Raw genomic sequence first — 5858 nt, forward strand, 5'->3', positions numbered from 1 at the left:
CTAAGTCAGCCATGTGCGGGCGCAGCAGGCGGAGCTGCGCTGCGAGCCGCTCGATCTGAACGAGGTGGCGGCCGACGCGGTCGACGATCTGTGGGAACGCGCCCGCGCTCGCCGGGTCACGATCCGCCGGCCGCAGGGTCCGCCGGTGCCGGTGCGCGTCGTGGGCGATGCGCCACTGCTGCAGCGGGCGATCGGCAACCTGCTGCGACATGCGCTCGGTCGCAGCCCCGGCGGGGCGAGCCTGCAGTGCGCCGTGGTCCGCAGCGGTACGGGCGTGGCCGTCGAAGTGACCGACCATGGCGCCACGCCGGATCCCGGCACGCCGTCAGGCGTGGCCGATCCGGGTACCGGCCATGCGAACGATGGCGTGCCGGTGCTGCCGGCCGACGATGACTACGCGCTGGGTTTCGTGTCGCTGGTGGCGCGTCGCCACGGCGGCGTGCTGCGCCAGCGCCGCGCCGCCACCCAGGGGCTGACGATGAGCCTGTACCTGCCCGGGGTTCACACCGACGGGGCGGCGGATTCGGAGCCCGCCGCGACCGAGTCGGATTCGTCGAGCGCTTCGAGCCGGTACCCCACGCCGTAGACGGCGCTGAGCCGGTAGCCGGACGGTGGCCTCAGGCCGAGCTTGTTGCGCAGGTTCGAGACATGCGTGTCCAGGCTTCGCGACCAGATCTCGGGGTTCACGCCCCACACCTTTTCGAGCAGGTGCTGTCTTGCCAGCAGCCGACCGACGTTGTGGAACAGGAAATGCGCCAGCTCGTACTCCTTCTGCTTCAACTCGACCGGCTCGCCCTCGATCGTCAGCATGCGCCGCCGGGTGTCGAAACTGTAGCGGCCGAAGGATTCGATTTCGCTCGGCGATGGAGGGTAGCTGCGGCGCATCAGCGCGTTCACGCGGGCGGTGAGTTCGCCCACACGCACCGGCTTGGTCAGGTAGTCGTCGACGCCGTTGGACAAGGCGTCCACCAGGTCGCGCTCCTCATTGCGATTCGTCACGAACAGGATCGGGATGCGATGCTCGATCTTGTTGCGGACCCAGGTCACGATTTCCGGGCCCGTCATGTCGGGCAGGTGCCAGTCGAGCACCAGGAAATCGAAGGTGTCGCGGCGCATCTGGCGAATCAGCGCCTGGCCGCGCTCGAACCCCTGGCAGTCGTGCCCGAGGCTCGAGATGGCGTGCGAGATCAAGTCGACCTGCGAAGGATCGTCGTCAACGATTGCGACTTTCATCGTGTCTCCCGGAAGATCGGCCGGACTGAGAGACGGACCATGGGTTTGAACATACCTGAAATCGGAGTGGTTGTGACAGGGCAAACAGGGTTGACGCCTCAGGGGTCGAAGCGGTAGCCGACGCCGTACACCGCGATGATTCCGGAGCCTTGGGGCCGGACATCCTCGAGTTTGCGCCGCAGGTTGCGGATGTGGCTGTCGACGGTGCGGTCGGCCGTGTCGCGAAAATCCTGTCGCACCGCGTCGAGCAGCTGGGCGCGAGACAGGATGGCGCCGGCGCGCACGAGCAGCGCGCGCAGGATGCGGTACTCGGAGGTCGTCAGGTCGAGCGCGCGGCCTTGCCACAGGATGCGTTGTGCCGCTTCGTTGACGTCGAAGCCGCCGTGCGACATGGTGCGGAACTGGCCGGTGACGCGGCGCCACTGCGCCTTCACGCGCGCCGCGACCTCGCGCGGGCTGAACGGCTTGCAGACATAGTCGTCCGCGCCGGCCTCGAGGCCGAGCAACCGGTCGACTTCGTCGATGCGCGCCGTCAGCATGATGATCGGCACCGAGGAGAATTCGCGGATCGAGCGGCACACCTCGAGGCCGTCGAGCCCGGGCAGCATCAGATCGAGCAGCATGATCGACGCGCGCTGCATGCGCACCTCGTTCACCGCCGCGATGCCGTTGTGGACCACCAGCGTCTGCCAGCCCTGCGCGCGCAGGTAGTTGCCGAGCATGTCGGCGATCTTCACGTCGTCCTCGGCGATGAGGATCGGGGTGGTGTCCATCGATGTGCTCACTCGGTTGCTCCTTGCTGGTGCGACTTCACCGGAAGCACGAGTTGCATGGCCAGGCCACCCCATGGAGACGGGCTGGCATCGACGGTGCCGCCGTGGGCGATCACGATGGCGCGCACGATGGCCAGGCCCAATCCGCTGCCCGTTCCGCCGCGTTGGCGAGACCGGTCGGCCCGGAACAGCGGCTCGAAGATCTGGGGCAGGTCGGCAGAGGCTACGCCCGGTGCCGAGTCTTCGACGCGAAGCCACAGGTTGTGGCTGTCCTCGCGCACGCCCCAGCACACGCGCACGCGTCCGGGGCGGGAGGTGTAGCGGCCGCTGTTGGTCAACAGATTGCGCAGCACCTGCTCGATGCGCACCGGATCCCACGAGGCACGCAGGATGTGCGAAGCGGGCGGCAGCACCTCGACCTGCAGGCCGTCCAGTGACGGGTGGCGAACGAGTTTCGTGGTGATGTATTCCAGCGTGGCCAGTGGATCGAGATCGACCATGTGGGATGGCAGGCTGCCGAGGTCTGCGACCGCGAGCAGGTGCAGGTCGTCCACGATGCGCACCATGTGGCGGATTTCCTCGCCGAGGTTCATCACGAGGGCGTGGTTGGGTTCGCGGGCGCCGTCTTCCACCGATTCGATCTCGCCTTGCAGCACCGACAGCGGCGTGCGCAACTCATGGGAGATCTGCGCCATCCATTTGCGGCGGGTCAGTTCGAGCCGGCGCAGCGAGTCCGCCATCGACGACACGTCGTGCGACAACTGCAGCATCTCCTGCGGCCCGTCGAATGCCGCTTCGGCGGGCTCGAACTGGCCGGCGGCGAGCTTGCGTGTCACCTCCTGCAGCGCACCCAGCGGCCGGCTCCATCGGTGGGCTACCTGCACGGCCAGGGCCATCGACACGGCAAGCGATGCGAAGCCTGCCATCGCGATACCCAGGTACTGGCCGCGCAGGAACGCGGCGTCCGACTCATGGAGGCCGTCGCCGAGATCCAGCAAGGCGGTGCCCACCGATCGGCCGTTGACGAGGATCTCGCGGTCCAGCGTGCGGCCGTCCGGCTCCGCGGGACTGCCTGCGAGCCGCGTGCCGCCCGCATCCAGGATGCGGATGCGACCCGCGAACCCCGATTGCCGGACCCGGCTCGCCTGCACACCGCTGCCGCGCTCCTGCGGGTCACCTTCGCGGGCGAGAAATCCCTCGACCAGTTCGCGCATGTCACCGACATCGGAAACGACCGCCGGCAATCCGCCGCGGGCACCGGCCTGCTCGCCGACATAGATCGCGAAACGATTCAGCCGTTGCGACTCGCGGGCGTGCACGTAGCCGGAGACCCCGCCACGCATGCCGAGCAGCGCGCCGACGATGACGCACAGCACGGACAGGCTGACCGTTGCCAGCAGCAGCAGGGCCAATTGATGAACCATTCGCAAGCGCATCGCTGGATTCGTCGATGGTGAGGTTGATGACGGTGTTGTCGGCACCGGCCGGCGCGATGACAGGGTCCAAAGCGCAGGTATGTGCATGCTCGGTGCAGAGATGGCAGCTTGGCAACGAGGGTTCGCAATCGTTGACATTTGCGGGCCTCGAAATGAGCACTTCTGGGTGGCGTACGCATTCTGTTACCCCGATGATTCGACCCCACCGACTCGCAACAAATTGCAACCATGGCTTCTACTCATACGGCTTTCCGCGGCTTCACCCTTGTCGAGCTGAGCGTTGTCCTCGCTGTGGCGTTGACGACGATGGCGGTGGCGCTGCCCGGCTTCAACGCGCAGGTGCAGAACTCGCGCACCGTTCCTGCGCTGAGGGAGATGTCGGTCGTCGGCATCAAGCTGGAAAAGTCGTTCCAGCGTGACCACCGCTATGGCGCGTCCGGGAAATGTGCGGTCCCGGATGCCCAGGTGGAACATTTTTCGGTGCATTGCTCACTCAGTGATGACGGAAGCGGCTACACGCTCGATGCCATCGGCCATGGGCCGATGGCGGGCTACCAGTACCGCACCGACGAACAGGGGCGCCAACGGACGATCTCCCATCCCAACGCGAACAACGCAGCCAACGGGGCGTTGCCGTGCTGGTCGCTGGAAGGTCGTTCCTGCGGGGCATGAGATTGCCGCCATCGATCGAGTCTTCATGACCAATACCGTGGATATCTTGCACAAGCGCATTGACGAGCCTCCGCTTCTCTTGAGCCTCGCCTGCACGAGGCCTGCAGGTGAGTCGACAGGCACCGCTGCAAACAGCGCCGCCGTGGCGGAAACCGGCGCGGCGGAGAGTGCGGCAGACATGCCGGCGCCTGCAGACACCGTGTACGTCGTGGCACAGGACGAACGGCACCGGACGCTCCTTCGCCGGGTCTGTGCCAACCTGGGCCGAGCTTGCATCGTGGCTTCGGTGGCCGATGTGATCGTGCGAGGCCCCCGCATCGGGGCGGCCCGGATGGCGATCGTTGCGGCCAACGGCCTCGATGTGCCGCTCGGCGCCATGCTCGAAACCTTGCGTGAGGCGGGTGTGCTGTCGGTTGCGTTGTACGGGCCGGCATTCGGCAGCCTGGTGCACCTGCTCGCGCTGGAACTCGGCTTCGATCACGTCTGGGGCGACCTGGCGCATGAGGAGGCCCTCGCAGTGCTGATCCGTCACGCGGGGCAGCGGATCCAGAAGGACCGTGCCGTTCGCGTTGACGATGCGCTGGGCGACACCGAGCTGGCGGTGGACACGGCGAGCCTGACCTGCAGTGTGCGGGGCGTGCCGTTCTCGCTGGGAATCTCATCGTTGTACACGCTGAAGTTGTTGCTCGATCGCGCGCCGCATCCGGTCAGTCGGGCCGACATCGAATCCGTGATCCCCGCCACCAAGGTGGGCCGCATCGGCGGCTCGCGCGTCGTCGATGCGCATGTGTCGCGGTTGCGCCAGCGCCTGCGTGAAGTCGGGGCCGATGCGGTCCGGATCGTGGCCATCCGCGGCAAGGGCTACCGCATCACGACCGTGGGGTCCTCGGGTGGCGAAGAGGACGAGACTGCGGCCGACTGACCCTCGACGAGGGCCTCTTCCCGCCTGAGCTGGCCGATGTCGCTGCGCAGCCGCACCATCTCGTGCGGCGAGCGCGCGTCGTAGATGCCGCGGATGCGGTGTCGGCGGTCGACGAGAAAAGCGCGTTCGGTGTGAGGCGGCAAGCCGTCCGCACCGAGTGTCGTGATGTCGGAGTAGAGGCTGTGGCGCGCCCACGCTTCCACATGCCGGGGCTCGCCGGTCAGCAGGATCCAGTCCTTGGGCAGTCCGAACTTGGCGGCATAGTCGTCCAGCGCGCGCACGTCGTCAGTCAGCGGTGACACCGTCAGCGACACGAACTGCGGCGCCTGGCTGCCGAAGCTGGCCTGCAGCGTTCGCAGCAGGTCCATCGACACCGGGCACACCGACACGCAGCCGGCGAAGAACAGGTTGACGACGGTCGGGCCGTTGTCGAGCAGGCGGCTGTCGACGCTTGCCTTGCGGTGATTCGTGAATTCGAAGGCGCCAACCCGCAGTACCGACGAGATGCGATCCCAGCGAGGCCTCATGTCGGCCGACGCATAGAAGGGCAGCGTGTCGTGCGCGAGGATCGAATCGGGCCGACGCCAATCGGCCCACAGGGACCAGGCGGAAACCCCCGCCGTCATGACGGCGAGGCCGAGGCACAGGAGCGCGGCGCGGCGCATCATGGGTGAGGGCTTGCAGCGCCGGATCAGTTGTGGCTCGTGATCGGCGTGCCGCGGTAGCAGCCGATCGTGTACGGGAAGGTTTCCGTCGTGTGGTAGTGGTACTGCGTCACCGAGGTGTCGGTGTGGCCGTGGCAGATGTCGAGATCCTTGTTTG

Annotated in this window: 7 protein-coding genes; 3 read left to right on the plus strand and 4 right to left on the minus strand. The window is 67.0% G+C overall.

Going from position 1 to position 5858, the window contains the following annotated elements:
• Positions 1-13 precede the first annotated feature (13 nt).
• On the plus strand, positions 14-586 hold the full coding sequence (locus AC1D15_RS15465; RefSeq protein ID WP_477826664.1) for a sensor histidine kinase: 573 nt from the start codon (positions 14-16) through the stop codon (positions 584-586).
• On the opposite strand, the gene AC1D15_RS15470 is transcribed toward AC1D15_RS15465, so the two are convergent.
• The 3 genes from AC1D15_RS15470 to AC1D15_RS15480 form a co-directional block, all read right to left on the minus strand.
• Positions 502-1233, minus strand: coding sequence for a response regulator transcription factor (locus AC1D15_RS15470; RefSeq protein WP_047505566.1), 732 nt, complete (start codon positions 1231-1233; stop codon positions 502-504). The two genes, AC1D15_RS15465 and AC1D15_RS15470, sit on opposite strands and share 85 nt — an antisense overlap.
• Positions 1234-1331: 98 nt before the next feature.
• Positions 1332-2006, minus strand: a complete 675-nt coding sequence (locus tag AC1D15_RS15475) for a response regulator (protein ID WP_047505691.1) — start codon at positions 2004-2006, stop codon at positions 1332-1334.
• A gap of 8 nt (positions 2007-2014) precedes the next feature.
• Positions 2015-3418: an ATP-binding protein gene (locus AC1D15_RS15480; RefSeq protein ID WP_477826665.1), complete on the minus strand. Its 1404-nt coding sequence runs from the start codon at positions 3416-3418 to the stop codon at positions 2015-2017.
• 252 nt (positions 3419-3670) lie between these two features.
• On the opposite strand from AC1D15_RS15480, the gene AC1D15_RS15485 reads away from it, so the two are divergent.
• Positions 3671-4114 carry a type IV pilin protein gene (locus AC1D15_RS15485; RefSeq protein ID WP_477826666.1) on the plus strand — a complete coding sequence of 148 codons (444 nt, stop codon included), beginning with the start codon at positions 3671-3673 and terminating at the stop codon, positions 4112-4114.
• A 25-nt stretch (positions 4115-4139) separates the two neighbouring features.
• A complete protein-coding gene (locus AC1D15_RS15490) occupies positions 4140-5036 on the plus strand; it encodes a winged helix-turn-helix domain-containing protein (RefSeq protein ID WP_197066885.1) in 897 nt (298 codons plus the stop codon).
• Here the strand turns inward: AC1D15_RS15490 and AC1D15_RS15495 are convergent.
• Positions 4976-5704 (minus strand): SCO family protein, encoded by a 729-nt coding sequence (locus AC1D15_RS15495; protein ID WP_477826667.1) that lies wholly within the window; start codon positions 5702-5704, stop codon positions 4976-4978. The two genes, AC1D15_RS15490 and AC1D15_RS15495, sit on opposite strands and share 61 nt — an antisense overlap.
• Between the last annotated feature and the right edge of the window lie 154 nt (positions 5705-5858).

The organism is Rhizobacter sp. P2_H2, assembly GCF_056403375.1.